The sequence below is a fragment of the Janthinobacterium sp. GW823-FHT01H08 genome (assembly GCF_058797855.1).
Genome location: NZ_CM179504.1, coordinates 3,313,327 through 3,339,408, shown reverse-complemented (window position 1 = coordinate 3,339,408; position 26,082 = coordinate 3,313,327). Strand labels below are relative to the sequence as shown.

The window sequence follows — 26,082 nt, the reverse complement described above, 5'->3', positions numbered from 1 at the left end:
CATGTGCGGCATCAGCGGCATCTTTGATTTGCAGGGCCAGCGCGACATCGACGTGCTGCTGCTGGCGCGCATGAACCACAGCCTGCGCCACCGGGGGCCGGACGAGGGAGGATTGCACCGCGAGCCGGGCCTCGGCCTGGCGCACCGGCGCCTGTCCGTGATCGACCTGGCCAGCGGCCAGCAGCCGCTGTTCAACGCCGACCGCAGCATCGCCATCGTCTTCAATGGCGAAATCTACAACTATCGCGCCCTGATGGCGGAATTGCGCCAGTTCGGCCACCCCTTCCGCACCAGCAGCGACACGGAAGTCATCGTCCACGCCTGGGAACAGTGGGGAGAACAATGCGTGCAGCGCCTGCGCGGCATGTTCGCCTTCGCCCTGTGGGACCGCCGGCGCCATGTGCTGTTCCTGGCGCGCGACCGCCTGGGAGTCAAACCGCTGTACTACGGCGAGGCGCAGGACGGCACCCTGCTGTTCGGCTCCGAACTCAAAGCCCTGCTCGCGCATCCGGCCATGCCGCGTGAACTCGACCCGCTGGCCGTGGAAGAGTATTTCGCCTACGGCTATGTGCCCGAGCCGCGCAGCATCTTCCGGCACGCGCACAAGCTGCCGCCCGGGCATACCCTCTCCATCCGCGCCGGCCAGCCGCTGCCCGCGCCGCAATCCTATTGGGATATTCCGTTCACGCCGAACCCGCCCGCCAGCGAGGCGCAGGCGGCCGACGAACTGCTGGCGCGCCTGCGCGAGGCCGTGCGCATCCGCATGGTGGCCGAAGTGCCGCTCGGAGCATTCCTGTCCGGCGGCGTCGATTCGAGCGCCGTCGTGGCGCTGATGGCCGGGGCCAGCAGCACGCCCGTCAACACGTGCTCCATCTCGTTCGGCGACCCCGCGTACAACGAGGCGCGCTACGCCGACCTCGTGGCGCGCCGCTACGGCACGGCGCACCACGCGCGCCAGGTGGAGCAGGACGACTTCGAGCTGATCGACCTGCTGGCCAATCTGTACGACGAACCGTTCGCCGACAGTTCCGCCATGCCCACCTACAGGGTGTGCCAGCTGGCGCGCCAGCGGGTCACGGTGGCCCTGTCGGGCGACGGCGGCGATGAAAGCCTGGCCGGCTACCGGCGCTACCGCCTGCACACGCGCGAGGAAAAAGTGCGCAAGGCGATGAACCCGCTGCTGCCGGCCGGCTTGCGCCAGTCGCTGTTCGGCACCCTGGGGCGGCTGTATCCGAAGGCCGACTGGGCGCCGCGCTTCCTGCGCGCCAAGACCACCTTCGAAGGCCTGGCGCGCGACACGACGGACGCGTATTTTCACGGCGTCAGCCTGCTGGGCGACGCCATGCGCGCGCGCCTGTTCAGCCCCGAGCTGCGGCGCAGCCTGCACGGCTACCGCGCCGTCGAAGTGCTGCGCCGCCACGCGCTGGCCAGTCCCGCGCACGATCCGCTGTCGCAGGTGCAGTACCTGGACCTGAAAACCTACCTGCCCGGCGACATCCTCACGAAAGTCGACCGGGCCAGCATGGCGCATGCGCTGGAAGTGCGTTCGCCCCTGCTCGACCATGAACTGGTGGCGTGGATGTCCGGCCTGCCGCCGCAATTCAAGCTGCGGCGCGGCGAAGGCAAGTACCTGCTGAAAAAAGCCCTGCGCCCGTTGCTGCCCGACACCCTGCTGTACCGCCAGAAGATGGGCTTTTCCGTGCCGCTGGCCGACTGGCTGCGCGGCCCGCTGCGCCAGCGCCTGCAGCAGCGGCTGCTCGGTCCCACGCTGGCGCAGTGCGGCCTGTTCGACATGGACTACGTGCGCCTGCTGCTCGGGCAGCACGCGAGCGGCCGGCGCGACTACAGCGCGCCCCTGTGGTCGCTGCTGATGTTCGAAGCCTTTTTGCGCCAGGTGCTGCCCGTCGACGGCCGCAAGGCGGCGGTACCCGCGCCGGCCATGGCCATGGAGTGAATCCATGCGCATCCTGCACATCCTCGACCACTCGCTGCCCCTGCACAGCGGCTACACGTTCCGCACCCTGGCCATCCTGCGGCAGCAGCGCGAACTGGGCTGGTTCACCATGCAGCTCACCAGTGCCAAGCAGGGGCCGTCCGATGGCGCGCAGCAGCTGGTCGACGGCTGGCATTTCTACCGCACGGCGCCCGATGCCCGCTGGTGGGCACACCTGCCCGTGCTGCGGCAGGTGGCCGTCATCGTCGGCCTGGCCGTGCGACTGCGCCGGCTGGCGCAACGGCTCAAGCCCGACATCCTGCACGCGCACTCGCCCGCGCTGAACGCCATCGCCGCCCTCAACGCGGGCCGCGCGCTGGGCATTCCCGTCGTGTACGAAGTGCGCGCCTTCTGGGAAGACGCGGCCGCCGACCATGGCAGCAGCCGGCCCGGCGGCCTGCGCTACCGGCTCACGCGGGCGCTGGAAACCTATGCGCTGCGCCGCGCCGACGCCGTCACCACGATCTGCGAGGGCCTGCGGCGCGAACTGTGCGCGCGCGGCGTGTCCGCGCATAAAATCACGGTGATCCCGAACGCCGTCGATGCCGGGGCCTTCAGCATCACCGCGCCCGACGATCTCTGGCTGGCGCACAAACTGCGCCTGCATGGCCATCTGGTCATCGGCTTCATCGGCTCGTTCTATGCCTACGAGGGGCTGGCCCTGCTGCTGCGCGCCATGCCGCGCATGCTGGCGGCGCAGCCGGCATTGCGGCTGCTGCTGGCCGGCGGCGGGCCGCAGGACGCGGCGCTGCGGGCGCTGGCGGCGCAGCTGGGCATAGACCATGCCGTGGTCTTCGCGGGCAGAGTGCCGCATGCGCAGGTGGCAAGCTATTATCAGCTGGTCGACATCTGCGTGTATCCGCGCCTGCCGATGCGTTTGACGGAGCTGGTGACGCCCTTGAAACCGCTGGAGGCGATGGCGCAGGGCCGCCTCGTGGTGGCGTCCGACGTGGGCGGCCACCGCGAACTGATCGAGCATGGCGCGACGGGCATGCTGTTTCGCGCCGGCGACGCCGGGGCGCTGGCGCAGACAATATTGAACCTGCTGCTGGCACCGGCCAGCTGGCCGCTGCTCCGGCGCCAGGCGCGCGCCTTCGTCGAGACGGAGCGCAGCTGGAGCGCCAGCGTGGGCCGGTATGCGCCCGTGTATGCGCGCGTCGCGGCGGGTGCGGCCGGAGTCGTGCCATGATCTTCACGGGCCTGCGCATCGCGCTGGTCGGCCCGCAGCCGCCGCCGGCCGGCGGCATGGCCAATCAAACGGCGCAGCTGGCGCGGCAGCTGCGCGAGGACGGCGCGCAAGTGCAGCTGCTGGCCGTCAACGGCCCCGTGCTGCCGCCCTGGCTGGCGCGCATCCGCTACCTGCGCGCCGCGCTGCGCCTGCCACTGCTGCTATGGCGCCTGTGGCGCACCGCCAATACGGTCGACCTGTTCCACATCATGGCCAATTCCGGCTGGTCATGGCACCTGCAGGCCGCCCCCGCGCTGTGGATCGCCAGCTGGAAAGGCAAACCCGCCCTGCTCAATTACCGGGGCGGCGAAGCGGCCGCCTTTTTCGCCCGTTCGCCGCGCCTTGTGGCGTTCAGCCTGCGCCGCGCCAGCGCCATCGTCGTGCCGTCGGCCTACCTGGCCGGCGTCTTCGAGCAGCATGGCCATACGGCCCACATCGTGCCGAACGTGGTCGACTTGCAGCGCTTTGCGCCGGCCGCGCCGCGTGCGCCTGGCGACGCCGGCCCGTGCATCCTCGTGGCGCGCCACCTGGAACACCTGTATGACAATGCCAGCGCCGTGCGCGCCTTCGCCATCGTGCGCGAGGCTTTTCCCGCGGCGCGCCTGGTGCTGGCCGGGGGCGGACCGCAGCGCGCGGCGCTGGCGCGGCTGGCCAGGTCGCTCGGCGTGCAAGATGTCGTACGCTTCGCCGGCCCCGTCGACAACGCGGTCATGCCGGCGCTGTACCAGGCCAGCGACATTGTCCTCAATCCCAGCCTGGCCGACAACATGCCCAATTCCGTGCTCGAAGCGCTGGCTTGCGGCATCCCCGTCGTCAGCACCAATGTGGGCGGCATCCCCACGCTGCTGCAGGACGGCGTGACGGCCTTGCTGGTGCCGCCCGGCGATCCGGCCGCCATGGCGCAGGCCATGCTCGCGCTGCTGCGCGACCCGCCGCGCGCCCGCGCGCTGGCAGAGGCGGGCCTGGCGCACGCCGCCGCCTTCGGCTGGCCCGGCATCGCGCCCAGGCTGGCCGCCCATTACCGCCGCATCCGCGCCGCGCCGCGCCCCGGCGTCTACACGCGCTGCGTCGCCCGCTGGCTGTTTCCCCTGCATGAATGGCTCAAGGGCCACCACAGCGCGCGCCTGCTGCGCCGGCTGGAACGCTCGCAGTGGTGGAGCGGCCAGCAGCTGCAAGAGTGGCAGCTGGCGCGCCTGCGCGCGCTGCTGCGCCACGCGGGCGCTCACGTGCCCCACTACCGCGCCCTGTTCGCCCGCAGCGGTTTCGACCCCGAGCAGGTGCGGCAACTGGCCGATCTATCGCGTCTGCCGCTGCTGCGCAAGGCGGATATCTCCAGCGCGCGCGACAGCTTCAAGTCCGCCCGCGCCGTGGGCCTGCGCCCGTTCGCCACGGGCGGCTCCAGCGGCGAACCGCTGCAATTCTTCCTCGGCAGGCGCAGGGTCAGCCACGACATCGCCGCCAAGTGGCGCGCCACGCGCTGGTGGGGCGTCGATATCGGCGACCGCGAAGCCGTGCTGTGGGGCTCTCCCATCGAGCTGCATGCGCAGGACCGCCTGCGCCGCGTGCGCGACGCGCTGCTGCGCACCACCCTGCTGCCCGCGTTTGCCATGTCGCCCGCGCGCCTCGACGGCTACGTGCAGCAATTGCGCCGCTGGCGCCCGCGCATGCTGTTCGGCTATCCGTCGGCCCTGTGCCGCATCGCCAGCCACGCGAGCGCGCGCGACCTGCCGCTCGACGGCCTGGGCGTGAAAGTGGCGTTCGTCACGGCCGAACGCCTGTACGACGAGCAGCGCGCGCAGATCGCCGCCGCCTTCGGCTGCCCCGTCGCCAACGGCTACGGCGGGCGCGACGCGGGCTTCATCGCCCACGAATGCCCGGACGGCGGCATGCACATCACGGCCGAAGACGTCATCGTGGAAATCGTTGATGGCCAGGGCCGGCCGCTGCCTCCAGGGGCCACCGGCGACATCGTCGTCACGCATCTGGCCACGCAGGACTACCCCTTCATCCGCTACACCACGGGCGACGTGGGCGCGCTGGGCACGCAGCCGTGCACCTGCGGCCGCGGCCTGCCCCTGCTGCAAAAAATCGAAGGGCGCAGCACGGATTTCCTCACGGCCGTCGATGGCACCGTCATGCACGGCCTGGCCCTCGTCTACATCGTGCGCGAACTGCCGCAGGTGCGCAGTTTCAAGATCATCCAGGAAAGCCTGCTGCGCACCCGCGTGCTGCTCGTCTGCCTGCCGCGCCTGGACGACGCCACGCGAAGCGCCATCGTCGCCGCTTTCCAGGCCAGGCTGGGCACGCAGGTCGACATCGCCATCGAGGAAGTCGACGAAATCGCGGCGGAGGCGTCGGGAAAGTACCGGTATGTGGTGAGCAAAGTGGCTTAACGCCGAAACGCCACCGAATATGGTTGCTTTGGTTGTCAATATCAGCTTATGGAGTAGAATCTGGTATGGTAACTGGAGGGTGTCATGGCAAAGTTGGAAGTCTCAAAGCCAGCAAAAGCGAAGAGCGCGCATCGAATGACAGTGCCTGACGCAAGCAAGGCCCTGGGTGATTCGCTCCGAAAGATCGGCGCAAAAGGCATCGACCTTGGCGAGGGCTACGTATTGGTCAAGATACGACGCCCCAAACAGCTAGCGCATCATGCGCGTGAAAAGGATGCGGCGTATGTACCGCGACAGCTGCCGGGAGTGCCTGTGGTTTCTAGTGCAGATCTCCAGGAATTGATCCAGCGATTCCAGCGCACACATACAATGCAAGCCGGTATAAGCACGATTCCGCCAGAAAACCAGGCATTCCTCGATCAGTTTTCCCGCCAGGAAATGCAAAGATATGCAAGCCTGGAAAAGAAAGGCGAATTGGTCGATTCAAGAACACTGGCCGAGCAAATGGGCGTGACGCGGCAGGCGATCAGCAAGGCCGTGACGGAACAGCGAATGTTTTCCATGGATAGTGTCTCCGGCAAGAAGCTGTACCCTGCCTTCTTCGCCGATCCCACCTTGAACCGTCGCCAGCTCAGCAAAGTGAACAAGGAATTGGGACAGCTGGCTGGGTCCAGCAAGTGGCAATTCTTCACCACTGCGCGGATGTCGCTCAACGGCAGCAGTCCGCTCAATGCTTTACGGAAAGGAAAATTTGCCGACGTCATCGCCGCAGCGACAGCGTTCAGGGAGGCATGATGTGGCCGCGACCAGGCTGAAACCACCTCCGAAGGTGCTGGCAACGAGCGCGACGCTTCCCGTCGTCGGGTTGCCGGTGCCCGGCCTGTACCGTATCTCGGGACATGCGACTGGCGAACCCTATTTTGGCTCCAGCGGAGGGAACCGGTTTGATGCACCTGGCTGCAAGAAAGGCCATCCCGAATACAACACTTGCTATCTGGGGCCGAGCTTTGATGTTGCTCTTGCCGAGTCCCTGTTGCACGATGCAGTGCCTGTGAAGGGCGCATTTCCTATCGCCAAATCCGAGATTGATCGCCGGTGGGTACATCAATTCATTGGTAGTTTGCGACTGTTTGACCTGACCGGCCATTTGCTCAAGCAGATGGGCGGACATGCTGGCCTGACCGGCACATCAAGTTACACGCTGCCGCAACAATGGGCGCTGGCCGTGTATCGCAATCCGCTCCAGGTCGATGGCTTCCTGTATATGTCGCGTCATTTCACCAACGAAAAGGCGGTCGTGGTATTTGATCGCGCCAGGTCCTATCTCACGGCCGTTGGCGGACCTGTCCAGCTTATAGCAGCACCGGAAATGCCGGATGCCATGCGACTGTTTAATATCATTCCTGCGTGAGATCGCCAATTCTCCGCTAAATCCGCTTGCTGCGTGATGTTGTCCGCCTTGCGTTGATGGTCCATTTGCTAACCGCAGCAGGTCTGAAACGGTAAATATGATCGCGTTCTCTTGAAAGGAGCACACGTGCATGTTACAGGCTCACGCTTGTGATGCCTTCTGATTTTCCTCACGCTTTAAGCCTATCGACAGCCCTACGCATCCACTACCAACCACAAGGAAAGAGTATGAGTCCACATCTGATGTGCTGGTATTTTCCGCTTCCTCAAGTAAGCTGTCCCCCAGCTTTTTCCATACTTCCGACTTTTCTGGCGTAGTAATGGCATCGACCAGGCAGATCACTTTTTTTATATCTCTGGCGTGGTTTGTGGAATAAGAACTAATGCAACCTCAATTAACCTCTTTAATTTCGTTACATTTTCCACAAATCTTCCATTTTTTGATTATTGATGAAAACACATTGCAGGCTCAGTTAGCCGTACAGACACCCATTGCCTGTGTCTCGCCTGACGTATTTGTGAGATTAAATGAAACAAGAAACATTTTATGCTTTGTCATTAACTGTTTTATTTTTTCAGTGCACACCCTGGCCTGCCAAATCTCAGTACGCGCCAGGTTTGCCAGGAACTTCGCCCTGTCGACATCTGCGCCAGGCGCCGACATGAATTCGACGGCATCTGTCGAAAATTTCAGCACATAGGAGAGCCTGGGCTTTTCTAAGGTCTGCACCAAGGAGTCATAACTCATTTTTGCTTCGAACGAAGCAGCGACTTCGTTTCCGTAGCCATTCAACTCCCCTGCAATTTTTCCGGGATCTGGAGAGCAGCCACATAGCGATACCAAAGCAAGGAAAAAACCATATATTTTAAATTTCTTCATATTATATTTTTCAGAAAGAGCATATTCCCCGGCATTTATTGGACTCCATGCCGCTTACATTGAGTATATATCCGCAACGATGGCATGTATGTATCAATATTCGACTAGATAATATTAAGGTCTGGTTCAGCCTTTCAGCAAGCAAGCAATCCCGGATACATCCTCCTGCGCCACAAACCACTCCCCCTGCCAACGCTGCGTACGCTGCGCCTGCGGCGCTTCCGGCGCGCACCAGGGCGGATACACGCGCAGTGCCCGTTTGCCGCCCTGGCCAGCGCGCGACATCACGCCGCGCTCGATCAGCACGCTGCGCGGGAAGATGAAAAAGCCGTGCCGCGCGCCGTCGCCGTCGGCATCGGCCACGGCGATGATGACGGCATCGGCCACGGCGATGATGACGGCATCGACGGGATCGGCTTCGTCCAGCGGGGCGATGTCGGCGTCGGGATGGGGGCGTTTCCAGACGGTGACGAACTGGCCGGTTTTCGTCGGCGTGGTTTTGGCCACGCGCAAGACCAGGCGCTTGCCGTGGAGTTCGGCGCGGCAGGCGCCGTATTCCGCGCTCTCCGCTTCCGGCACGGGCGCTTGCGGCAAGCCCAGGAAAGCCCAGGGACTGGCCTTCATTGCGCGCTGAACTCGGCTGCGGCCTTGGCCGCCCACAGCGCTTCGGCGTGGCTGGCGAACGGGCTGTCGTAGCCGTCGACGTTGCCGTCCTCGTCGACAAAATACAGCCACCATCCGTCGGTCTGCTCACGGATGGCCGTATGGCCCGGTGCGCAATGGGTTTCGACGGCCTGGTCAGCCGTCAGGGTGGCGATGGTGATGCCACGGTGAATAATATGGTGGGGTGTCATGGACGAATAATTCATGCGAAAAAATCAATGGCCGTAGTGTAGCCGCACCACACTGTCCTGGCCAGTGCGCTACACTATTCCTTGATACGGAGGACAACATGGCATCACAGCAAGGCACGGTGGATTTCCTGCTCGACCAGATGGCGGGCGCGGGCGGTATCAGCGCGAAAAAAATGTTTGGCGAGTACGGCCTGTATTGCGACGGCAAGATGTTCGCCATCGTCGCCGACGACCAGCTCTTCATCAAGCCGACGGACGCGGGCCGCGCCTGGATCAGCACCATGGGCACGCTGCAGGAAGCGCCGCCCTACCCGCAAGCCAAGCCGTATTTCCTCATCGATGGCGGGCTGTGGGACGAGCGCGACTGGCTATGTCAACTGGCGCGGCGCACGGCGGACGCCTTGCCGCAGCCGAAACCCAAGCCGCCGCCCAAGGCCAAGAAACCGGCATCAAGCAGTTAATACGCTGTTCTCGCACACCTTGCCTTGGCGGAAGCACGCCAGGTTGTGGTAGGTGATGGCGGCGATTTCGCGCAGCGCCTCGATGGTGAAGAAGCCCTGGTGGCCCGTCACCAGCACATTCGGGAAGGTCATCAGGCGCTGGAAAATGTCGTCGTCAATGATGTCGGACGAGCGGTCCTGGAAGAACAGATTGCTTTCCTGCTCATACACGTCGATGGCCAAGGAGCCCAGCTGGCGCGATTTGAGCGCTTCGATGACGGCGCCCGTGTCGATCAAGCCGCCGCGCGAAGTGTTCACCAGCATGGCGCCCTTCTTCATCAGCGGCAACGTTGCTTCGCTGATCATGTGGCGCGTGCTGTCCATCAGGGGGCAATGCAGCGAGACGATGTCGGACTCGGCCAGCAGCTGCGGTAATTCCACCATCGTGCCCAGTTGCGCGAACGCGGGCGCCGGGTACGGGTCGTGGCCCAGCACCGTGCAGCCGAAGCCCTTGAAAATGCGCGCCGTGGCCAGGCCGATCTTGCCCGTGCCGACGATGCCCACGGTCTTGCCGTGCAAGGTGGCGCCCAGCAAGCCGTCGAGCGAGAAATTGCCTTCCCGCACGCGGGCATACGCGCGGTGCGTGTGGCGGTTCAGCGTCTGCACCAGGGCCAAGGTGTATTCGGCCACGGCTTCCGGCGAGTAGGCGGGCACGCGGGCAACGAACAGGCCCAGGCGCCGGGCAGCTTCCAGGTCGAGGTTGTTGTAGCCGGCGCAGCGCAGCAGGATGGCGCGCACGCCGTAGCCGTGCAACGCTTCCAGCACTTGCGCGTCGAGCACGTCGTTGACGAAGACGCAGACGGCCTGCGCGCCTTGCGCCAGGATCGCGGTTTCCTGGCTCAGCAAGGCGCTGTGGTAGACCAGTTCGATGCCGGCCGGATCGGGCTGGGACGGCAAGGCTTCATCAAAGAAACGGCGGTCGTAGGGCTGGCTGGCAAAGAAGGCGATTTTCATGGTGTGTCCTGGAACTTGCTGGATGGCAAAACATCATCATAGCGCAAGCCCCCTGCCCCGCGGCGTACGTCTGGTTCCAACGACGTCCTATTTGGGTTCGCGGGGCAAGGTCAGCACGTGGCGCAGATAGGCCGTTTCTTCCGCGTGCTGCGCGTGATAGCGCTCGCGCGCGGCGCGCATGGCCGCCTGGTGGGCCGCGATGCTGCTTTCCGTCAGTTCGACGCCGAAGTCCGCCGGCGGCGGCACCTCGCCGCCGAACAGGCGCGCGAGGATGAAACGGCCCACATTGTCGCGGTAGTGCGACGCTTCCCAGTAATAGCGCATCTCGCGCGCGCCCGTCACCTGCGGGATCGGTTCGCTGGTGATGCTGTTGAAACCGGAAAAATCATACAGGCGCACGTCGCAGCCCTGGCGCCGGTAGTGTCCGGCCATCTGCGCCAGGTCGCGCTGCCATGCTTCCATGGCGTCCCACTTGCCGCGCCAGTACAGGGCGTCGAGCGTGAGCGCGTGCGTGGGATTGATGTACAGGCGCAAACGCGTGCCGCCACGGCACAGCTTGCCGACGCTGGCCTCGAAGGCCTGCAGCGCGGGCGCCGTCGGCCCCAGGCCGTCGCCAAACTCCTGCAGGCGCGGCTTGAAGGCGCGCGCCGTGCCGGCCCAGCCATGGTTGCGGGCCGTGATGCAAGCATGGTCGCGCTGGCCCAGCAAGGCCAGGCTGGACAGGCACACGCCGTCATAGGTGCCGCTGAGGATGCGCCACGTGTCCTGGGTCATGTCCACAGTCAGGCCGCGCTTGATGTTGAGCAAGGCACGCCGCGCGAAAAACGCGGGGCCGCCGTCCGTCAAGCCCGGCTCCACGCCGGCCGAGCCCAGTTCCAGCGAAAACGAAGGCGCGTCGATGCCCCATACCATGGTGTCGACCTGGCTGACCATGGCCGCGTGCTCGGCCAGGCGGATGGCCTCGCCGATCGAGGCGCCCGAGACGGCGCTGTTGAAAACGCTCTTGCCATCGAACAAAGTACGCATGCTGTTCACCGGCAAACCCATTTCCGTGCGCGAATTGCCGATGTAGACGACGGCGGGCCGGTAGCGCGCCACGGCATACGTCTTGCCCCACACGCTGAGTTTTTCCGTCGTCGGCCGCAATCGCTGCAGCAGCGGGCTGTCCCATTGATGCAGCAAGTAGGGATCGACGTGATAGTTCACGGCGGAAACGAGGGCCAGCGCGGCCAGCGCACAGGCAAAGAAGGTGGCGAGGTAGCGGCGGGCGGTGGTATCCATGGTCAGCATCGAAAGTGGAGAAATGGCGTACGTGGCGCCCTGCATCAGCGCCGGATCAGCGGTCCGTCCAGCACCCGCTGCGTATAGGCCGCCTCGCGCGCGTGTTCCACGCGATAGCGGTCGCGCGCGGCGCGCATGGCGGCCTGGTGGGCGTCGACGTTGGCGGGCGTCAGCTCCACGCCGAAATCGGCGGGCGCCGGCGTGCCGCCGCCAAACAGGCGCGCCAGGATCAAGCGGCCCACATTGTCCCGGTAATGCGACACTTCCCAGTAATAATGCATGTCGGGCTTGCCGCTGACGAGCGGGGTCGGTTCCGTCGTGATGCTGTTAAAACCGGAAAAATCAACCAGGCGCACGTCGCAGCCCTGCCGGCGGTGGCGCTCGACGATCCGCACCAGGTCACGCTGCCAGGCCTGCATGGCATCCCACTTGCCGCGCCAGTGCAGCGCGTACAAGGTCAATGCGTGCGTGGGGTTGATGTACATGCGCAGACGCAGGCCGCCCCGGCACAGCTTGCCGACGCTGGCATCAAACGCTGGTGTCGAGGGCGGCGTCGGCCCCAGGCCATCGCTGAATTCCTGCAGCCGCACGGGAATGGCTTCCGCCGTTCCCAGCCAATGCCTTATCCCCTTGATGGTGCACGTCTCGTCGCGCTGCCCATACAAGGCCAGGTTCGAGCGGCAGACATCGCCGGCATTGCCGGTGAGGATGCGCACGCTGTCCTCCGTCATGTCCAGGGTCAGGCCGCGCTTCAGGTTGACGAGGGCGCGCCGGGCGAAAAAGCCGTGCCGGGCGCCCGTCAGGCTGTCCTCCACGCGCGCCGCTCCCATATCCAGCGAAAACGTGGGCGCGTCGATGCCCCACACCATGGTCTCGACGCGGCTGACCCTGGCCGCATGCTCGGCCAGACGGATGGCGTCGCCGATCGAGGCGCCGGACACCGCGCTGTTGAAGATGCTCTTGCCGTCAAACAGGGCGCGCACGCCTGTGGGCAAGCCCAGTTCCGTGCGCGAATTGCCGATGTAGATGATGGCCGGCCGGTAGCGCGCCACGGCATAGGTCTTGGCCCAGGCGCCAAGCTTTTCGTTCAGCTGGCGCGGGCGCTGCACCAAGGGACTGTCCCACTGGTGCAGCAGGTAGGGGTCGACCTGGTAGTTCATGAGCGAGACGGAGCCGAGCACCAGGAAGACGCAGGCGAAGAAACCGATGACGTAGCGGCGGGCGGCGGTGTCCATGGTCAGAACTGGAAGTAAAGAAATTCGGTGACGCGGTTCATGCCGAAGATGCAGGCGACGAACAGCGCGGCCAAGCCCACGCTCCAGCGGGACGTGGGCCGCCAGCTGAACGCCCAGCGCCCCGCAGGCTGAAAGATTCTTTCAATGGCAGGCTCATAGAGAAAGAATATTTCCTGCGTGTTCGGCGCCTTGAAAGCCAGCAGCATCGCGCCCAGCAGTACGGGCAAGCCGGGACCGGCCAGTTCGATCCAGCGGATGCCGTCGAATGCGGGCTGCCAGCCCCATTGCGCCAGGCTGGAGGCGTGGCTGGCCAGGCCGCGCGGCAGGCTCACGCCATTCGCGCCCACCAGCGCACCGGTTATATCCCAGGCCGTGGCCACGTCGGGCGCGCGGAAGAAGATCCAGGCCAGCATGACGGCAAGAAAAGTCAGGACGCCCGGCCACCAGCGCAGCCAGCAGTACCCCGGCGCCGCGCCGAAGAGCCGTTGCCACGCCTGCTGCAGCACCAGGTACAGGCCGTGCAAGCCGCCCCAGATGACGAAGGTCCAGCCGGCGCCATGCCACAGGCCGCCCAGCAGCATGGTCAGCATCAGGTTGCGGTAACGCATGACTTCGCCGCGCCGGCTGCCGCCCAGCGGGATGTATAAATAGTCGCGCAGGAAACGCGACAAGGTCATGTGCCAGCGGCGCCAGAAGTCGGCGATGTTGGCCGCCTTGTACGGCGAGTTGAAGTTCAGCGGCAATTTCACACCAAACAGGCGCGACAGGCCGATGGCCATGTCGGAATAGCCGGAAAAGTCGAAATACAGCTGGAAGGTGTAGGCCAGCACGCCGATCCACGCCTCGATCAGGGTCGGCTGGGCGCCCGCCGCGAAGACGGGGATGGCCAGCGGCGACAGGTTGTCGGCGATCAGCACCTTCTTTGCCAGCCCGACGGTGAAAATCGACAGGCCGACGGCGAAATTGGCGGCGCGCGGATGGGCATTGGCCGGATCGGCGAACTGCGGCATCATGTCGCGGTGGTGCAGCACGGGGCCGGCGATCAGGTGGGGAAAATAGCTGACGAACAGCACATAATGGATAAAACGGTATTCGCGCACCTCGCCCCGGTAGCAATCGACGAGGAAGGCGATCTGCGTGAAGGTAAAGAACGAGATGCCGATCGGCAGAATGATGTCGAGACCGTGCCACGGCAGCCTGGCAGCGTCGGCGCCTGTGGCCACGGCGACGGCATTGATGCTGTCGATGAAGAAATTCGCATATTTATAGTACGCGAGCAGGCCCAGGTTCAGTGCCAGCGCCGCCACCAGCACGCGCTTGCGGGCCGCGCCCGCGTGCGCGCCGATCAGGCGGCCCGCGCCGTAATTGACGCAGATTGAGGCCAGCAGCAGCGGCAGGTAGCGCACGTCCCACCAGGCATAGAAAAACAAAGACGCGAGCGCCAGCCACGTCGCGGGGGCCAGGCGGCGCCAGCTGGCGGACGTGCCGGCGGCAGGTGCCAGGCGGTCCAGCAGAAAATAGCCGGCCAGCACGATGGGCAGATAGCCGAACAGAAAGGCGAAGGAGTTAAACAGCATGTTGCCTCCTGGCAGGGAGCGACTGCGCCTGGTAGTAACAATCGACGATCTGCGCCGCCACCCGCTCCCACGTAAAACGTTCCACCAGCGCCTGCACACGCGCGCGCTCGGGCGGCTGCGCCAGCAGTTCGAGGATGGCCTGGCGCTGCGCGGCGCCGTCGTCCCAGCGCACCTTGCGCAGCGCAAACGCGGAATCGGGCAAATCGAGCGCGCTTTGCGCCGTCATGACGACGGGCGTGCCGGCCGCCAGCGCTTCGAGCACGCTCAAGGGAAACACTTCGCCCTGGCTGGGCAAGGCCGCCACAGCCGCCGCATGGTAGGCGCTGGCCAGCAGCGGGTCGGCATGGTCGAGCGCGCCGAGCCAGCTGACGTGCGGCAAGTCCAGCAATTGCTGCAGATACGCCTGCTGTTCGCGCGGCGCGGCGCCGATCAGCACCAGGGGCAAGCCGGCGCCGGCCAGCGCCTGGGCCAGGCCCAGCTGATTTTTATACGGCGAAATGCTGCCCACCATCAGCGCGAATGGCCCGGCGATGCCCGTCTCGCGCAAGAACAGGTCGCCATTGGCCGTGAAGAAATGCGGGTTGATGCCGTTCGGCAAGACGTGGATGGCGTCGCCCCCCAAGCCAAAGCCTTGCACGATGGCGTCGCGCTCGGCCTGGCCCAGGGCGATCACCACGTCGGCCAGCTGCAAGGCGCGCCGCGTTTGCGCATAGCTCGTTTGCACCATCCATTCCGTCAGGCGCCCGGCCAGGCGGTCGGCCAGCCGCGCGCGCCAGGCGCTGGCACGGCCCCAGCCAGGCGACAGCAAGGGTGACAGCACCACGGGCACGCCTTGCTCACTGGCCATTTCCATGATGCGGTAAGTGCCATTGCTCGCTGAAAACACGTGCAGCACGTCGAAATCGGTCAGCCGCTCATGGTTGGCGTCCACCAGCTGCACCTCCAGGGGTCGCGCCGGCTGCTTGGGCAACCGGTTCAGCGCGGCAATGGTTTCGCGTACCTGAATCTGCAAGCCGCCGTCGCGCTGGAACAGCATCGGGTAGGACAAGATACCGACACGCATGGTCATCCTTTCGTGCATTTGACGGCCAGCCAACGGCCAGCCAGCTTGCGTTGCAATAACAGAAATTCGCCAGCGAGCTCATGCTTCAACAGGAACAGACCGGCCAGCCAGAACAGCAAGGTGACCAGCGCCGTGCCTGCCAGCGCCAGCAACGCCGGCGTATCGGCAGGCAGCCACAGCAGCGAAGCGACGGGCGCGACGGCGCTAAGGCCGCAGAGCAGCAGGCTCTTGCGCAAGGCCCGCGTCAGGATGCGCCAGTCGAGTGCGCTCAAGCGCCGCAGGCAGCCGTAATTGAGCCAGCTGCGCAGCACGCTGCTGAGCACCACGGCCCAGGCCACCGCCACCAGGCCGAAAGGTGCCGCGGCCAGCAGCAGCGCCACTTTGATGGCGCCAGCCCAGGCATCGAGCCGCACTTGCGCATGCAGCTGGCCCGTCGCCACGAACAGGTAGCGGGCCATGCTGAACATGCTATACACGGCCGAGGACAGGCACATGATGCGGATCAAGGGCACACATCCGATCCATTGCGTGCCGTACAACACCTTGACCAGGGGCAAAGCCATGCAGGCGAGAAAGAGAAAAAACGGCCACGCCAGCGCCGTCATGTAGCTGATCGTACGCAAATACACGCGTTCCGCCCCGCCCTGCCCGCCTTGGCCGCCCCCTTCCCGTGCACGTGCCGCGAACAGGGGAAACACCACGGGAGAAATCGCGCTGGTGATGGCCTGGTTAAAGATATTGAGCACGCTTTGCGCCTTGCCGAACAGGGCCAGGCTTTCAATGCCGATCAGCTTGCCGATGATGAGGTCCGGCGCCGCCACGCCCGCCTCGTCGACGAGGCCGCCCCCCGTCGCATACGCGCCAAAGCGGGCGATATCGCCCATGCCGCGCCGTCCCGGCAGCCACGGCAGTTCGCGGGGCCGTACCAGCAGGCTCACCAGCAGCGAAGCGCAGGAACCGGCCAGCGCCGCCCACACCATGCTCATATAACTGTAGCCCTGCAGCGCCAGCAGCACGGCCACCAGCAGGTTGACGACGCTGTTGGCCGCATTGATGGCGTAGATGGCGCGAAAGCGCAGTTGCCGGCGCAGCATGGGCAAGGTCAAGGCGCTGAACGGAATCAACAGGAAATTGACCGACAGCAGCCGCAGCACGAGGGTCAGCCGTGGTTCGCCATAGAAATGCGCGAGCGGCGCGCTGGCCAGCAGCACCAGGGCCGCCAGCAGCCAGGCGACGAGCAGGCTGGTGGCCAGCGCGGCCCGCAGTTTCACGGCATCGAGCTGCTTTTCCTGGATCAGGTATTGCCCCACGCCAAAGTCGCGTACCACTTGCGCCAAGGCCACCAGCACGGCGCCCAGCGAATACACGCCCACCTCGGCCGGCGTCAGCAGACGCGACAGCACCATGGTGGCGACTATGCCCAGCAGCAGCACCGTGTATTTTTCGGCAAACGAAAAGAAAAACGAATGGCGGGTGGCGCTCATGCGGGCCGCCCGCGCCTACACCAGGCCGGCGTAAAATGCGCGCAGCTGGCGTTCCAGGCGCGGCATCGAATAGCGCTGCACGGTTTCCTCGCGCGCCAGCCGCCCCATGCGGGCGCGCCGGGGCGCGTCCATCAGCAGTTGCGCCACGGCGGCGCAGGCGGCGTGCTCGTCTTCAAGCGGCAGCAATAGTCCGCCTGCGCTATCGTGCAGGATATCGTGCGTGCCCGGCACGTCCGTCCCCACGGCCGGCACGCCGCAGGCCATGGCCTCGATGGTGGCGATGCCGAAGCCCTCGTTCTTACTCAGCAGTACATGCAGGTCGAAGGCCGGCATCAGCAGCTCGACGCGCTGCCGGAAACCGGCAAACACGACTCTGTCCTGCAAGCCCGTCTGCTGCGCCTGCAGCCGCAGCATCGCTTCCAGCGGCCCCGTGCCGACCAGCACTAAATATACGTTGGGAAACTGCGGCGCCAGCCTGGCGAACAGGTCCAGCAGCGCTTGCGGACGCTTTTGCGCAGACAATCGCGCCACGCAGCCGAGCACGAGCGCGTCCGGCGGCAGCCCCAGCTGCTTGCGCGCCAGTATTTTCCGCTCGGGCGAGACGATGAACGTGTCCGTATCGACGCCGTTGGGAATGACGGCCAGCCGCGTTTCCGGGCTCAGCATGTCGCGGTACAGGTCGAGGAAATGCCGCATGGCCGACGGCGACACGGCATATACGCCTTTGACGGTGCGGAATGCTTCCTGCAGCCGGGGCCGCTGCCAGGCGCTGAAGGCTTCCAAAGGAAACGCATTGTGCACGCTGATCACGGCCGGCAGCCGGCATTGCCGCGCCAGCCACAGGATGGACGCGCCGTAACTGGTCCAGCAAAACGCCACGTGGACCAGGTCCGGCCGCAGCCGCCGCAGCCGCCACGCACCCGTGACCCTGGCGCGCAGCCAATTCCAGCGGCGCCAGGCCCAGTGTTCGAGAAACAGCGGCGGTTCATACACGCGCACCTGCAGATGCTGCGCACGCAAGCCTTGCACCCAGGCAGTAAAACCGGGAAAGCGCCGCAGCGCCAGCACGCTGTCATAGCCGTTCGCGGCCAGCATGCTCGCTTCTTGCGCCATGCGCAGCTCCATGCCGCCCAGCTCGCCCGAATAACTGCTGATGACGATGCGCGGCAAGCGTTTGCGCCGTCCCCGCCACGCTTCATGGAAGAAACCGCGCAGCCAGGCCCGTTCCCATTGGCGCAGGAACAGGTCGGCGTGGTCGCGCCGCAGCCAGGCCCGCACGGCGCCGAGCGTATCGCGCACGTATCTGCCCAGCATCCAGCGCGGCACGCCCAGCAATTCCACGCTGGGCGCCAGGGTCGCCAGCCGGCACTGGCCCCGGCCGAACAGCATGGCGCGGCGCAGTATCCAGGCGCGCCGCACTTGCGGGGCGCGGATGATGTGCGCCACCCGCGCTTGCGGACAGAACCAGGACGGATTGCCGGCCGCATGCATCTCCAGGTTGAGCCGGGTTTCGCTGCCCATGGCGTAATTGGCACCCTGCGGGCCGATGCTTTCGTCATAACGGGCGCCCGCCTCGAAGATGCGGCGGCGTATCGCCATGTTGGCGCCCCACACAAGGCCCGGATAGATGGGGGCGTCGCGCAAATCGGGGCTGGTGATGCCCCACGTCAAACCGACCGGGGTCAGGCGCAGCAGCCAGTCCGCCGGCTGCTCGCGCCAGGCGGGCACGATGGCGCCGCCGAACAGGGCATAGCCGGGGTGGGCGCGCGCGCAGGCCTGCAAGCGGCACAGCCAGTCGTGCGCGGGCATGGCGTCGTCGTCGCCAAAGACGAACAGCTCACTGCCATCACCGCCCAGGCGCAGGGCGTGCTCGACGGCGCCATTCAGGGCGGGACTGCGGCCGCGCCGCGCCACGTGGACGGAACTCAGGGGCAAGCGGCCGCGGAAGGCGGCGATCACCTGGGCCGTGGCGTCCGTGCTGCCATTGTCGGCGATGACGAGGCGCCAGCCGCCCACGGGCGGTCGCAAGCCCATGTAGGCGCGCAATACCTGGGGCAAGGTGCCGGCGCCATTGTAGGTCGCCATGAGAACGGTCAACAAGGACATGCCTCCTTGGTCTTACCATGACAAAACTATGTACTACAGCAGTGTTGATCCAGTGTACTGAGCCTGTCCGCCAGCCCGTTGACAGGCATCAAGACCTTGCCAACCCGGGCACAACCAGGAGCGCCCCCTTTCATGCGCGACATACTGATTACCCTCATCATCCTGGGCTCCCTGCCCTTCATCCTGAAGGCGCCGGCCATCGGCGGCCTGATGTGGGTCTGGGTCAGCGTGATGAACCCGCACACGCAGGGCTGGGGCTTTGCCACCCACATGCCGTTCGCCTTCATCATCGCCATCGCCACCCTGATCAGCCTTGCGATGACGCGCGAGCCGAAAAACCTGCCGCTCACGCCCGTCAGCGTGCTGCTGCTGCTGTTCGTCGCGTGGATGAACGTCACGGCGCCGTTTGCCCTGCTGCCGGCATCGTCGTGGGTGCAGTGGAACAAGGTCATGAAGATCATGCTGATGAGCTTTGTGATCATGATGGTGATACGCACGCGGCGCGACATCGTGCGCCTGGTCTGGGTGCTGGTGGGCTCGATCGGCTTTTATGGCGTGAAAGGCGGCATCTTCACCATCCGCAGCGGCGGCACGGAACGGGTGTGGGGGCCGGAAGAAACGTTTATTGGCGATAACAACGCGTTGGCCCTGGCCCTGATCATCACCATCCCCCTCATGTATTACCTGCAGCAAAACACGGAGAAACACTGGGTGCGCCATGGCTTGTCCGGCGCCATGCTGCTGTCGGCCCTGGCCGCGCTGGGCTCGTATTCGCGCGGCGGGCTGCTCGCCATCGCGGCCATGGGCCTGTTCATGTGGCTGAAAAGCGACCGCAAGCTGGTCCTGGGCGCGCTGCTCGGTGCGGTCACGCCGCTGCTGCTGGCCTTCATGCCCGAGCGCTGGGCAGAACGCATGGACACCATCAATACCTACCAGGACGATGTATCCGCCATGGGCCGCCTGAATGCCTGGCGCATGGCCTGGAACCTGGCGCGCGACCGCTTTCCCGGCGGCGGCTTCGACGTCTCCGACGCCGCCATCTTTGCCCGCTATGCACCGAACCCCATGGACGTGCATGCGGCGCACAGCATCTATTTCCAGGCACTGGGCGAACACGGCTTCGTCGGCCTGCTCATTTATCTGGCGCTGGGCGTCGCTACCTGGCGCACGGCGGCCGTCATCATCCGCCGCACGCGTGGCCAGCCGGAATTGCGCTGGGCGCACGGCCTGGCCACCATGAGCCAGGCCAGCCTGATCGGTTTTGCCGTGGGAGGCGCCTTCCTCAGCCTGCTGTATTTCGACATGCCGTACTACCTGATGGCCGCCCTGATCGCCACGCGCATCGTCGTCGAGCGCGAATTGCGCGCGCCGGCCCCGACATCGCGCCAGGCCAGGGTCAAGACCCCGTCCGCCATCGCGGAGCAGCCATGACGGCCACCTTGTCCATCCTGATCTACCACCGCGTGCTGGTGCGACCCGACCCGCTGTTTCCCGGCGAAGTCGATGCGGCGCTGTTCGAGCGCCAGCTGCGCCTGTTAAAGCGTTTTTATGCGCCGCTGCCACTCAGCGAGGCCGTGCAACGCCTGCAAGATGGCAACTTGCCGCCGCGCGCCGCCTGCATCACCTTCGACGACGGCTATGCGGACAATGCGCAAGTCGCGCTGCCATTGCTGCAGCGCCACGGCTTGCATGCCACGTTTTTTATCGCCACGGACTACCTCGATGGCGGGCAGATGTGGAACGACACGGTGATCGAGGCCGTGCGCCAGGCGGCCGGCCTCCAGCTGGATTTGCGGGAACTCGGCCTGGACTGCCTGCCCGTCGCCAGCCTGGCGCAGCGGCAGGCGGCCATCGCCGCCTTGCTGGGCCAGCTCAAATACCTGCCGTTCGAGCGGCGCCAGCAACTGGCCCTGCAGATCCGCCGCCAGGCGGGCGCCACGGCCGGGCCGCCAGCCATGCTGAGCACGGCGCAGCTGCACCAACTGCAGGCGGCCGGTATGGGGCTGGGCGCGCACACGGCCAGCCACCCGATTCTGTCCACCTTGCCGGACCAGGCCGCGCAGCGCGACATCGCCGATGGCAAGCACCGGCTGGAAGACTTGATACAAGCGCCCGTCACCGTGTTTGCGTATCCGAACGGCAAGGCCGGGCGCGACTATGGCGCGCCGCACGTGGCGATGGTGCAAAAGCTGGGTTTCCAGGCGGCCGTGGCGACGGACTGGGGCGTGGCACGCCCCGGCGCGAATCTTGACTTGCTGCAGCTGCCCCGCTTTACGCCGTGGGATCGAGGACGCCTGGCGTTTCTGTGGCGTTTGCGGCAAAACCGCCGGCAAGCGCACCCAGCGCGCCCGGATGCTGGCTGAGCCACTGTTCCAGCATCAGCAGCAGCCACACCATGGTGCCGTGATAGGCCGGGTGTTCCGCCAGCAGCCGGCACTGCAGGTCGTCGATGAAAGCGGGCCGCACGATGCCGCGTCCGCGCAGCTGCGCCAGGTTGTCGAACGCAAACTCGCGCAGCGGCCTGTGGCTGTGCAGCCACAGGCCGAAAGGCAAGCCGAAGCCGTGCTTTTGCTTGCGCACGATGGCCGGCGGCAGGATTTCCGCCAGCGCCCGCTTGAAGAAGGGCCGCAGCCGCCTGCCGTCGAGCTTGTCCCGCGGCGCCAGGCGCGACGCAAACGCCACCATCGCATCGTGCAGGAAGGGAAACGCCGCTTCCACGCCGGCCAGCTCGCACGCCTTGCGCACCTTGAACAGGTCGTTGTCGGCCAGGGTAAAGCGCATGTCCAGGGCCAGCAGCTCATTGATCTGGCTCAATCCCTGGCCTTGCCGCTCCCAATACGCGCCATTCACGCAGCCGGGCGCCATGCCGGGGTCGATGGTGTCGATGAAGCCCGCTTCCAGCACCGTGCGGTAGCCATGGCGCAGCAGCAAGTTGTAGCCGTCGAGCCGGGCCGGCAGCGGCAGGCTCGCCTGCTCGATGTAGCGGCGCGCCTTGTCGCCCAGCCGCCAAGGCTTGCCCCTTTGCTGGCGGAACAGCAGCGGCTCGAGGATGGCCTGGCGCAGCATGACGGGCAAGCGCTCGTACTGCGACAGCAAGGCCTGGTACGCATAGCGCTCGTTACCGCCAAACAATTCATCGCCGCCGTCGCCGCCCAGCAGGCGCGTGATGCCATCGTCGCGCGCCATCTGCGCGCAATAGTAAGCGGGAATGGCCGAGGCGTTGCCGAAAGGCTGGTCGAAGATGGCCGCCATGGCGGGAATCGCGGCCAGCACGTCGGCTGGCGTCACGTAGCGTTCGTGGTGGATGCTGCCCGCATGGCTGGCGGCCAGGCGCGCATACGCCATTTCGTCATAGCCGGGCGCGTCGAAACCGATGGAATAGGTGCGCGCGGGCCGGCCCGTCACCTGCCCCATGATGGCGGCCAAGGTGGAGCTGTCCGTGCCGCCGCTGAGAAAGGCGCCCGTGCAGGCGCTATCGCTGCCCAGGCTGCTTTCCACGGCCAGGCGCAAGAGGCGCAGGAATTCCTGCTTGTTGCTGGCGAAGGTGGCTCGCCTGCGCCACGATGCCGGCTCGTGGAAGGCCAGCTGCCAGTAGCTGCCCTTGCATTGCTTGCCGCCCCGTACATGCAGGTATTCGCCGGGCAACAATCGCTGCTGGCCAAGATAGGCCGTGGCCGGGCCGGGCACCATGTGGAAGTACAAATAATGATACAGCGCTTGCGGATCGAGCGCGCCCCGCACGGACGGATGGGCCAGCAAGGCATCGAGCGAGGAAGCAAAGAACAGACCCTGCGCATTGCTTGCATAGCTGAGCGGATGCATGCCGGCGCGGTCCACGGCCAGCAGGGCCGAGCCGGAAAAGGCGTCGAGGATGGCCAGCGAGAATGGTCCGGACAGGCTGGCGCAGGCGGCCACACCCCGGCTCAGCCACAGGGACGCGAGGCGGCATGCCACGTCATCGGCCGAACCCTCGAGCACGGGCCGGCCCCAGATAGCCACTTGCAAGCCATCCTGCTGATACACATGGCGGCTGCCGTCGATGGCGGCCACGGCCACGCCGCCCACTTCGCTGATGCTGGCGGCCTGCGGCGCATTGTCGAAACGCGACAGGGGCGCGGCCATGCCGGCCAGCGCGGTGGACGCGGCGCCATCGGCATCGGCGGTGGCCGGGCCCGCTGCGCCGCCCGCCGCAGCCAGCCAGCCGCACAGGCCGCTCATACGAGCACCTCGGCCGGCAGCGGATGGCCGAGAAACGCCGTCGGGCTGGCCGTCAAGCCGTACGCGCCCGACTGGAACACCACCACCAGGTCGCCTTCCTCGGCGCGCGCCATCTCCATCTGGTCGGCCAGCAAGTCCAGCGGCGTGCACAGCGGTCCCACGACGGACACCACTTCGCGCGGCCCGCCATGCAACCGGTTGCCGATGGCGACCGGGTAATTCTTGCGGATCAGCTGGCCAAAATTGCCGGAAGCGGCCAAGTGATGGTGCAAGCCGCCGTCCGTGACGAGAAAGACCTGGCCATGCGACACCTTGCGTTCAAGCACCTTGCACACATACACGCCCGCCTCGGCCACCAGATAGCGGCCCAGCTCCAGGTTCAGGCGCACGCCGGGCGCTGCCTGGGCCAGCAGATCGAGCTGCCGCTGCAAGCCTGCAGCCACGGGCGCCAGGTCGAGCGCCTGGTCGCCGGGAAAATACGGCACGCCAAAGCCGCCGCCGATATTCAGCGTGCGCAAGGGCGACGGCGCGCTGTCGGCCAGCTGCAGGGCCAGTTGCACGCTCATGGCCTGCGCGTCGGCCAGGGCGGTGGCAGACAGGCTTTGCGAGCCCGCATACAGGTGAAAGCCGTGAAAATCCAGGCCCAGCTGGCCAATGCGGCCCAGCAACGCCGGCACGCGGGCCGCATCGACGCCAAACGGCTGCGCCCCGCCACCCATGCGCATGCCCGTGCGGCGCAAGGCGAAATCGGGATTCACGCGCACGGCCACCCTGGCCGTCACGCCCAGCCGTTCGCTGGCCAGCGCCGTCTTTTCCAGCTGGGCGCCCGATTCCAAGTTGATCAGCACGCCGGCGGCCACGGCCCGCGCCAGCTCGCCATCGCTCTTGCCCGGCCCCGCAAAACTGATGCGTTCGGCAGGCATGGGCGTATCGAGCGCCGTCGCCAGTTCGCCGCCCGAGGCCACGTCAATGCCATCGACCAAGCCCGCCAGCCACTGCACCACGGCCGGCATGGGATTGGCCTTCATCGCGTAATGCACGTGCACGCCGGAGGGCAAGGCGGCGCGCAACTCGGCCACGCGGCGCGTGATGTGCGCGCGTTCATACGCGTAGAACGGCGTGCTGCCCACCCGCTGTGCCAGCCGGCGCAAGGGCACGCCGCCAACCTGCAGCATGTCGTTTTCCACGGCGAACTGCTGGCCCAAGGCCGCGTGCAACGGTAATTCCGTACTGTTCGAGCGAATCAAGTCCTTCATGTCGCATCTCCTGATTGGACCGCATACGCCTGCGCCAGTTCCCTGGCCAGCAAGGGACGGTCGATCTTGCCGTTCGGGTTGCGCGGCAGCACACCGTCGCGGATTTCCACCCACTGCGGCACCATATAGCTGGGCAGGCGGGCGCGGCAGGCGGCCAGCACCTTGTCGCGCAGCAATTCCACACCGGGTGCGGGCGTGACAAGCAAAGCGATGGCCTGGCCCAGCACGGCATGGGGCAAGCCCAGCGCAGCGGCCTCGCCCACCAACCCGCTCGCATACACGACTTCCTCGATCTCGGCCGGGCTGACCCGGTAACCCGACGTCTTGATCATGTCATCGCTGCGCCCCACGAAATACAGAAAGCCCTCCGCATCGCGGCGCACGGTGTCGCCCGACCAGACGGCCAGTTCCGGCAGCACCAGGCCGCTGGCCTGCGGCGGCAGCGGCTTGAAGCGCTCGGCCGTGCGCGCCGCATCGTTCCAGTAGCCGAGCGCCACCAGCGCGCCACGATGCACGAGTTCGCCCGGCTCGTCGGCGTCGCACACGCTGCCGTCCGGCCGCAGCACCAGCACTTCCGCGTTGGGAATTGCTTGTCCGATGGAATCGGGGTGCCGCTCCAGCTGTTCCGGCGCCAGATAGGTGGAACGGAACGCTTCCGTCAAGCCATACATCAGGTAGACCTGCGTGCGCGGCAACGACTGGCGCAGCTTGTCCAAGGTGGAGCGCTGCATCACGCCGCCCGAATTGGTGATATAGCGCAAGGGCTTGGACAAGGGCCAGCTCAGCTGCGACAGCTGCACCCACAGGGGCGGCACGGCGGCCAGTCCCGTGATGGCTTCCTGCTCGACGGCCTCGACGATATCGCGCAGCAGCAGATAATTCATCAGCACGGCGCAGGCACCGCTGGCAAACGCCGTCGTCAGCTGGCTCAGGCCGTAATCAAAGCTGAGCGGCAGCACGCACAAAATCCGGTCTTCCGGCGTATTGCGCAGATAGCCCGACACGCTGAGCGCGCCCGCCAGCATGTTGCGGTGCGACAGCACCACGCCTTTCGGCCGCCCCGTGCTGCCCGAGGTATAAAGAATGGCGGCCATGTCCATGTCGATCGCCGCGTGCAGCCTGGGCGCGGGCGCAGCGGGCACATTGGCGGGCACTGCGCTCCACGGCAGCACGCGGACCTTGCCCAGGCTGGACTCCGCCGCCCCTTCACCCGTCAGCAGCACGGTTTGCAAGTCCGGGCAGGCGGCCAGCGCGGGAGCCAGCTGCGCCAGGCGTTCGCGCGACGTGACGAGGACGGTCACGTTGCAGTCGGCCAGGATGTACGCCACCTGGTCCGGCTTGAGCAAGGGATTGACGGGCACGAACACGCCGCCGGCCGCCGCCGCGCCAAACATGGCGCTGACGTTTTCCGGGCGCTTTTCCAGGTACACGGCCACGCGCGCGCCGCGCTGCAAGCCCAGGGTCAGCAGGGTAGCGGCCGCTTCGCGCACGGACTGCGCCAGCGCGTCATAGCTCAATTGCTCGCCCTGCCACGACAGGGCAGGCGCGTGTGGCATGCGCTGCGCCGTTTCGAAGATCAGATCGTGTATCAGTGTCGCCATCGTTTCATCCCGGGTTGTCATGATTGCCATGCATTCCCCTATGATTGGG

General features: G+C 66.0%; 21 protein-coding genes. 8 read left to right on the top strand and 13 right to left on the bottom strand.

What is annotated here, in order from left to right; translation table 11 throughout:
• The first annotated feature begins 1 nt into the window (after window position 1).
• The 5 genes from AC3RCG_RS14835 to AC3RCG_RS14815 all read left to right on the top strand — a co-directional run bounded on the left by AC3RCG_RS14835 (window position 2) and on the right by AC3RCG_RS14815 (window position 7,025).
• Complete coding sequence (locus tag AC3RCG_RS14835) at window positions 2-1,954, top strand: XrtA/PEP-CTERM system amidotransferase (RefSeq protein WP_492401463.1); 1,953 nt, start codon at window positions 2-4, stop codon at window positions 1,952-1,954.
• Window positions 1,955-1,958: 4 nt separating this feature from the next.
• Entirely contained in the window at window positions 1,959-3,182 is a 1,224-nt protein-coding gene (locus AC3RCG_RS14830; protein WP_492401464.1) for a TIGR04063 family PEP-CTERM/XrtA system glycosyltransferase, read from the top strand.
• Window positions 3,179-5,614 (top strand): glycosyltransferase, encoded by a 2,436-nt coding sequence (locus AC3RCG_RS14825; RefSeq protein WP_492401466.1) that lies wholly within the window; start codon window positions 3,179-3,181, stop codon window positions 5,612-5,614. Before AC3RCG_RS14830 ends, AC3RCG_RS14825 begins: the two co-directional genes overlap by 4 nt.
• 84 nt (window positions 5,615-5,698) lie before the next feature.
• Window positions 5,699-6,409 (top strand): hypothetical protein, encoded by a 711-nt coding sequence (locus tag AC3RCG_RS14820; protein WP_436541948.1) that lies wholly within the window; start codon window positions 5,699-5,701, stop codon window positions 6,407-6,409.
• A 1-nt stretch (window position 6,410) separates the two neighbouring features.
• A complete protein-coding gene (locus AC3RCG_RS14815; RefSeq protein WP_492401468.1) occupies window positions 6,411-7,025 on the top strand; it encodes an RES family NAD+ phosphorylase in 615 nt (204 codons plus the stop codon).
• Between the two features lie 468 nt (window positions 7,026-7,493).
• Here the strand turns inward: AC3RCG_RS14815 and AC3RCG_RS14810 are convergent, their stop codons facing one another.
• The 3 genes from AC3RCG_RS14810 to AC3RCG_RS14800 all read right to left on the bottom strand — a co-directional run bounded on the left by AC3RCG_RS14810 (window position 7,494) and on the right by AC3RCG_RS14800 (window position 8,773).
• Window positions 7,494-7,904 (bottom strand): hypothetical protein, encoded by a 411-nt coding sequence (locus AC3RCG_RS14810; RefSeq protein ID WP_230503350.1) that lies wholly within the window; start codon window positions 7,902-7,904, stop codon window positions 7,494-7,496.
• Between the two features lie 126 nt (window positions 7,905-8,030).
• Window positions 8,031-8,528 (bottom strand): MepB family protein, encoded by a 498-nt coding sequence (locus tag AC3RCG_RS14805; RefSeq protein ID WP_492401470.1) that lies wholly within the window; start codon window positions 8,526-8,528, stop codon window positions 8,031-8,033.
• Window positions 8,525-8,773, bottom strand: coding sequence for a hypothetical protein (locus tag AC3RCG_RS14800; protein ID WP_492490362.1), 249 nt, complete (start codon window positions 8,771-8,773; stop codon window positions 8,525-8,527). The genes AC3RCG_RS14805 and AC3RCG_RS14800 overlap by 4 nt, the downstream gene beginning before the upstream one ends.
• 83 nt (window positions 8,774-8,856) lie before the next feature.
• On the opposite strand from AC3RCG_RS14800, the gene AC3RCG_RS14795 reads away from it, so the two are divergent.
• Window positions 8,857-9,219: a TfoX/Sxy family protein gene (locus AC3RCG_RS14795; RefSeq protein ID WP_492401472.1), complete on the top strand. Its 363-nt coding sequence runs from the start codon at window positions 8,857-8,859 to the stop codon at window positions 9,217-9,219.
• Here the strand turns inward: AC3RCG_RS14795 and AC3RCG_RS14790 are convergent.
• The 7 genes from AC3RCG_RS14790 to AC3RCG_RS14760 form a co-directional block, all read right to left on the bottom strand.
• Complete coding sequence (locus tag AC3RCG_RS14790; RefSeq protein ID WP_492401474.1) at window positions 9,208-10,212, bottom strand: 2-hydroxyacid dehydrogenase; 1,005 nt, start codon at window positions 10,210-10,212, stop codon at window positions 9,208-9,210. The two genes, AC3RCG_RS14795 and AC3RCG_RS14790, sit on opposite strands and share 12 nt — an antisense overlap.
• Before the next feature lie 87 nt (window positions 10,213-10,299).
• Window positions 10,300-11,493, bottom strand: a complete 1,194-nt coding sequence (locus AC3RCG_RS14785; protein ID WP_492401475.1) for a hypothetical protein — start codon at window positions 11,491-11,493, stop codon at window positions 10,300-10,302.
• Window positions 11,494-11,537: 44 nt separating this feature from the next.
• The gene (locus tag AC3RCG_RS14780; RefSeq protein ID WP_492401476.1) at window positions 11,538-12,728 is read right to left on the bottom strand and encodes a hypothetical protein; all 1,191 of its coding nucleotides are present in this window, start codon (window positions 12,726-12,728) and stop codon (window positions 11,538-11,540) included.
• 2 nt (window positions 12,729-12,730) lie between these two features.
• Entirely contained in the window at window positions 12,731-14,305 is a 1,575-nt protein-coding gene (locus AC3RCG_RS14775) for an MBOAT family O-acyltransferase (RefSeq protein WP_492401477.1), read from the bottom strand.
• Window positions 14,295-15,368 carry a glycosyltransferase family 4 protein gene (locus AC3RCG_RS14770; protein ID WP_492401479.1) on the bottom strand — a complete coding sequence of 358 codons (1,074 nt, stop codon included), beginning with the start codon at window positions 15,366-15,368 and terminating at the stop codon, window positions 14,295-14,297. The genes AC3RCG_RS14775 and AC3RCG_RS14770 overlap by 11 nt, the downstream gene beginning before the upstream one ends.
• A 2-nt stretch (window positions 15,369-15,370) precedes the next feature.
• Window positions 15,371-16,852: an oligosaccharide flippase family protein gene (locus AC3RCG_RS14765; protein ID WP_492401480.1), complete on the bottom strand. Its 1,482-nt coding sequence runs from the start codon at window positions 16,850-16,852 to the stop codon at window positions 15,371-15,373.
• Window positions 16,853-16,867: 15 nt separating this feature from the next.
• Window positions 16,868-18,952 carry a glycosyltransferase gene (locus tag AC3RCG_RS14760; RefSeq protein WP_492401481.1) on the bottom strand — a complete coding sequence of 695 codons (2,085 nt, stop codon included), beginning with the start codon at window positions 18,950-18,952 and terminating at the stop codon, window positions 16,868-16,870.
• Window positions 18,953-19,090: 138 nt separating this feature from the next.
• Between AC3RCG_RS14760 and AC3RCG_RS14755 the strand changes: the two genes are divergently transcribed.
• Together AC3RCG_RS14755 and AC3RCG_RS14750 are read left to right on the top strand one after the other, a co-directional pair.
• The gene (locus tag AC3RCG_RS14755; RefSeq protein ID WP_492401483.1) at window positions 19,091-20,389 is read left to right on the top strand and encodes a putative O-glycosylation ligase, exosortase A system-associated; all 1,299 of its coding nucleotides are present in this window, start codon (window positions 19,091-19,093) and stop codon (window positions 20,387-20,389) included.
• Window positions 20,386-21,321: a polysaccharide deacetylase family protein gene (locus AC3RCG_RS14750; protein WP_492401484.1), complete on the top strand. Its 936-nt coding sequence runs from the start codon at window positions 20,386-20,388 to the stop codon at window positions 21,319-21,321. The genes AC3RCG_RS14755 and AC3RCG_RS14750 overlap by 4 nt, the downstream gene beginning before the upstream one ends.
• Here the strand turns inward: AC3RCG_RS14750 and AC3RCG_RS14745 are convergent.
• Genes AC3RCG_RS14745 through AC3RCG_RS14735 form a run of 3 tightly spaced genes read right to left on the bottom strand, consistent with a single transcriptional unit; the run spans window position 21,230 to window position 26,033 of the window.
• Window positions 21,230-23,176 carry an asparagine synthetase B family protein gene (locus AC3RCG_RS14745; protein ID WP_492401485.1) on the bottom strand — a complete coding sequence of 649 codons (1,947 nt, stop codon included), beginning with the start codon at window positions 23,174-23,176 and terminating at the stop codon, window positions 21,230-21,232. The two genes, AC3RCG_RS14750 and AC3RCG_RS14745, sit on opposite strands and share 92 nt — an antisense overlap.
• Complete coding sequence (locus tag AC3RCG_RS14740; protein WP_492401486.1) at window positions 23,173-24,432, bottom strand: pyridoxal-dependent decarboxylase, exosortase A system-associated; 1,260 nt, start codon at window positions 24,430-24,432, stop codon at window positions 23,173-23,175. Before AC3RCG_RS14740 ends, AC3RCG_RS14745 begins: the two co-directional genes overlap by 4 nt.
• A complete protein-coding gene (locus AC3RCG_RS14735; protein WP_492401487.1) occupies window positions 24,429-26,033 on the bottom strand; it encodes an acyl-CoA ligase (AMP-forming), exosortase A system-associated in 1,605 nt (534 codons plus the stop codon). The genes AC3RCG_RS14740 and AC3RCG_RS14735 overlap by 4 nt, the downstream gene beginning before the upstream one ends.
• Window positions 26,034-26,082: the final 49 nt, after the last annotated feature.

Excerpts from the sequence above, each read along its gene's own strand:
- AC3RCG_RS14835 (WP_492401463.1), top strand. The coding sequence starts at position 2 with ATGTGCGGCATCAGCGGCATCTTTGATTTGCAGGGCCAGCGCGACATC.
- AC3RCG_RS14830 (WP_492401464.1), top strand. The coding sequence starts at position 1,959 with ATGCGCATCCTGCACATCCTCGACCACTCGCTGCCCCTGCACAGCGGC.
- AC3RCG_RS14825 (WP_492401466.1), top strand. The coding sequence starts at position 3,179 with ATGATCTTCACGGGCCTGCGCATCGCGCTGGTCGGCCCGCAGCCGCCG.
- AC3RCG_RS14820 (WP_436541948.1), top strand. The coding sequence starts at position 5,699 with ATGGCAAAGTTGGAAGTCTCAAAGCCAGCAAAAGCGAAGAGCGCGCAT.
- AC3RCG_RS14810 (WP_230503350.1), bottom strand. The coding sequence starts at position 7,904 with ATGAAGAAATTTAAAATATATGGTTTTTTCCTTGCTTTGGTATCGCTA.
- AC3RCG_RS14805 (WP_492401470.1), bottom strand. The coding sequence starts at position 8,528 with ATGAAGGCCAGTCCCTGGGCTTTCCTGGGCTTGCCGCAAGCGCCCGTG.
- AC3RCG_RS14800 (WP_492490362.1), bottom strand. The coding sequence starts at position 8,773 with ATGAATTATTCGTCCATGACACCCCACCATATTATTCACCGTGGCATC.
- AC3RCG_RS14795 (WP_492401472.1), top strand. The coding sequence starts at position 8,857 with ATGGCATCACAGCAAGGCACGGTGGATTTCCTGCTCGACCAGATGGCG.
- AC3RCG_RS14790 (WP_492401474.1), bottom strand. The coding sequence starts at position 10,212 with ATGAAAATCGCCTTCTTTGCCAGCCAGCCCTACGACCGCCGTTTCTTT.
- AC3RCG_RS14785 (WP_492401475.1), bottom strand. The coding sequence starts at position 11,493 with ATGGATACCACCGCCCGCCGCTACCTCGCCACCTTCTTTGCCTGTGCG.
- AC3RCG_RS14780 (WP_492401476.1), bottom strand. The coding sequence starts at position 12,728 with ATGGACACCGCCGCCCGCCGCTACGTCATCGGTTTCTTCGCCTGCGTC.
- AC3RCG_RS14775 (WP_492401477.1), bottom strand. The coding sequence starts at position 14,305 with ATGCTGTTTAACTCCTTCGCCTTTCTGTTCGGCTATCTGCCCATCGTG.
- AC3RCG_RS14770 (WP_492401479.1), bottom strand. The coding sequence starts at position 15,368 with ATGCGTGTCGGTATCTTGTCCTACCCGATGCTGTTCCAGCGCGACGGC.
- AC3RCG_RS14765 (WP_492401480.1), bottom strand. The coding sequence starts at position 16,852 with ATGAGCGCCACCCGCCATTCGTTTTTCTTTTCGTTTGCCGAAAAATAC.
- AC3RCG_RS14755 (WP_492401483.1), top strand. The coding sequence starts at position 19,091 with ATGCGCGACATACTGATTACCCTCATCATCCTGGGCTCCCTGCCCTTC.
- AC3RCG_RS14750 (WP_492401484.1), top strand. The coding sequence starts at position 20,386 with ATGACGGCCACCTTGTCCATCCTGATCTACCACCGCGTGCTGGTGCGA.
- AC3RCG_RS14745 (WP_492401485.1), bottom strand. The coding sequence starts at position 23,176 with ATGAGCGGCCTGTGCGGCTGGCTGGCTGCGGCGGGCGGCGCAGCGGGC.
- AC3RCG_RS14740 (WP_492401486.1), bottom strand. The coding sequence starts at position 24,432 with ATGAAGGACTTGATTCGCTCGAACAGTACGGAATTACCGTTGCACGCG.
- AC3RCG_RS14735 (WP_492401487.1), bottom strand. The coding sequence starts at position 26,033 with ATGGCGACACTGATACACGATCTGATCTTCGAAACGGCGCAGCGCATG.